This is a genomic window from Streptomyces sp. BE20 (assembly GCF_036322525.1).
Lineage (GTDB): Bacteria > Actinomycetota > Actinomycetes > Streptomycetales > Streptomycetaceae > Kitasatospora.
The window spans coordinates 1-2,509 of record NZ_JAQYWW010001019.1; the positions used below are offsets into that span (position 1 = coordinate 1).

The 2,509-nt window shown below is 65.6% G+C and carries 4 protein-coding genes; 3 read left to right on the plus strand and 1 reads right to left on the minus strand.

The annotated features are described in order from the left end of the window. Positions 1-124: 124 nt before the first annotated feature. A complete protein-coding gene (locus PUR61_RS27945; protein WP_329882210.1) occupies positions 125-1,339 on the minus strand; it encodes a tetratricopeptide repeat protein in 1,215 nt (404 codons plus the stop codon). A 125-nt stretch (positions 1,340-1,464) separates the two neighbouring features. Here PUR61_RS27945 and PUR61_RS27950 point away from each other — a divergent pair, with 125 nt between their 5' ends. From PUR61_RS27950 to PUR61_RS27960, 3 genes are read left to right on the plus strand one after another with little or no spacing between them, the layout of a single operon-like run. Next, entirely contained in the window at positions 1,465-1,944 is a 480-nt protein-coding gene (locus PUR61_RS27950; protein ID WP_329882211.1) for a hypothetical protein, read from the plus strand. A gap of 2 nt (positions 1,945-1,946) precedes the next feature. Next, positions 1,947-2,234 (plus strand): DUF7848 domain-containing protein, encoded by a 288-nt coding sequence (locus PUR61_RS27955; RefSeq protein WP_329882212.1) that lies wholly within the window; start codon positions 1,947-1,949, stop codon positions 2,232-2,234. Beyond that, positions 2,231-2,422 carry a hypothetical protein gene (locus tag PUR61_RS27960; protein WP_329882213.1) on the plus strand — a complete coding sequence of 64 codons (192 nt, stop codon included), beginning with the start codon at positions 2,231-2,233 and terminating at the stop codon, positions 2,420-2,422. Before PUR61_RS27955 ends, PUR61_RS27960 begins: the two co-directional genes overlap by 4 nt. Positions 2,423-2,509: the final 87 nt, after the last annotated feature.

The window sequence follows — 2,509 nt, forward strand, 5'->3', positions numbered from 1 at the left end:
AACCTCACGAGAGATGACAGACTGGGCACCCAACGGAGCTCCTACCGAACAGTGATCTTGGTCGACACGGTTCTAGCAGGAGCTCCGTCCCATTTCAGGCGACTTGACGCGGCCACCCACGGCTCTATCTACACGGCATTGCGTCTAGAACGGCGTGCCACGTTGCCCATGCGTGGTCCGTCTTTCCCGCCTTGAGCTGCCATTCGGCCAGCAGCGCACCGTAACGAACCCGAGTGCGGCGGTACACGTCATTGCGGAGCTTGTCCGACAGCTCCAGCGACTCCACCGCACCCGTCAAGTGGCCTAGTTCGTAGCGGACTTGGCCAATGTGATAATTGAGCGATGAGGGGTCGTACGAGCCAAACGCCTTGCTCTCGGACTCGGCCCGATCCATCGCCCGTTCGGCCTCGCCGATCAACCGCATCGCAGTTGCGGTATCGCCGATCTGCGCTGCCGAGTGTGCCTGTTGACCGGCAAGAAACGCTCTCATCCGGGGGCCAGCAACAGGCGAGGCCGCCGAGGCAGCGTCCGCGAGGTGCAGCGCTCGCCGACCGTGCCCGAGGTCGACGGCTTGCACGCTCATGCCCCGCAGGGTGGTGCAGTAGGTCAAATGGTCGTCGGCGATACCGGCCAACTCCAAAGCCTTGACGTAGTAGCGCTGGGCGAGGCCGTGCAGTCCTTCGTCAACCGCCATGTATCCGGTCAGGTAGCACAGATCGCTAGCGGCCGACATCATCGCTTTGCGCACTGCTTCGGGGGCCTCGGCGCGAAGGTAGGGCCCCACCTGGTTGACCAGGTAGCTCGCCGCCATGGGGCGGGCGGCCCTGCCCCCGAACTTGTCGTCAATGCCGCTCAGTTCCTCAGTCATGGCAATGACCGACGCAACTTCGGGCATCCCTATCCGGATGGTTACACCACGCTGGATTGACTCGGCGCGCGCTAGTACGTCCTGCCACCCCGGGACGTTCATCGCAACCGCGAACAGGCTTGCGCCGAGCACGCTCCGCCGTGAGGGGTCCATATCTTGCCTCCCCAACTCGATCAACCCTTCGACGGTACCTGTCGGGGTTGTGGGCTGGTCGGCAGGTGGCGGAAACCCGGCCTCGGTGTGCGTCACGAGACGGCCTAGCCGGCGGGTGAGTGCTTCGAGGATTGCAGCTCTTGCAGGGGCTTCGGGCTCCGTCCCGGCGAGCCACTGAGACACGTTCGGCTGGCTGTATCCGGTGGGTCGACCGTACTCGGTGCCCACAACATTGACGGCCCGTGCAAAGGCCCCCTGAGTGAACTGCCCTTCCGTCAAGAGCCGCGCCAGGGAAGGGTTTGGCTGACGCTTCGCCATGGGTGGAACTCCCTGTTCCGCTTTTATGGGTCGTATATCGCGCGAGCGTTGCGAGCCTACCGCGGAGCGTGGTCATGCGGTTGCGTAGAGCCAGACAGGCCGACCAGCAACCGCGAGGGGTCACCGTGGCCAACCAGAAGTTGCGCAAGATCAGTAAGAGGCACCGCAGACAGGCGCGCGAAGCATGCGAAGCCCTGCGCGAGGCTGCCGAGGCGGCCGGGTGCGTACTCCCCTCGCTCGACATTGACCCGGCCGAGTCGATCACCGGGCAAACGCTGGTCGACCTGGGCCGGGCTCGCCCCGAATCGGTGCTCAACCTGGTCGATGTGCTCTGGGCCGGGCTCGCCGCTATCGCCGCGGAAGCGCCCCCCGTCGTGCCCCTGTTCCGCCCGAAGGTCGGTGACCTGGTGGTGGACACCGTGGCGGTCAAGGTCGGCACGTACAAGGGTGCGACCGACACCGGGTGGTCCCTCTCCCCGTGGCCTGTCGCCGGCTCCCCGTGGACGGCCGACCCGCTCAATGTGCGGGTAGCGACCACTAACGAGCGAGTTCGGGCGGACATGGAAGCGAACCCGACAGCCGTTCATGGAAAGCGAGTTGGCTGACCATGGCACTCGGAGCACCGACGACCCTTGGCGCTGGTAAGCGACGCCTGTTCCGCTTCCTGCTCTGGAAGTTCGGACCGGACCCCGATCGCGACGCACTCCACCTTGTCTACTGCGAGGGCGAAGCCGAGGACGGCACCCGGTGCGGCGAGGACTCGGGCGAGTGCGTCGACCGCGAGACGGCCGAGATGTGGCCCTTCGAGCACGCGGCGAAGTTCCCCGAGCATCGAAGCTATGGGCATCTTGCCTACCGCCCGATGATCACGACTCCGACGGAGGAACCGACGTGACTCGGCTACCTCTGGCGACGGGCGCCCTGTTCGCTGCCTGCGCACTGCCCGCCGGACTGGTGCTCGGCCTCGCCATGCTGGTGCCGAACGACGGTCGCCGATGGGTGGTCTGTTTCGTCGCCCTGGCGCTCGCCCTTACGAGTTGGTGCGTGATAGCGAGTGGGGCCTTTGTGCTGCGGGTGGCATGATCGCGGCGTGCGGATCATGGTCAATCGGGCGGTTCTGGCGCATCGGCTGTTTACCGGTGTCTCCCGGCGGCATCTGGGCAGTCTGAT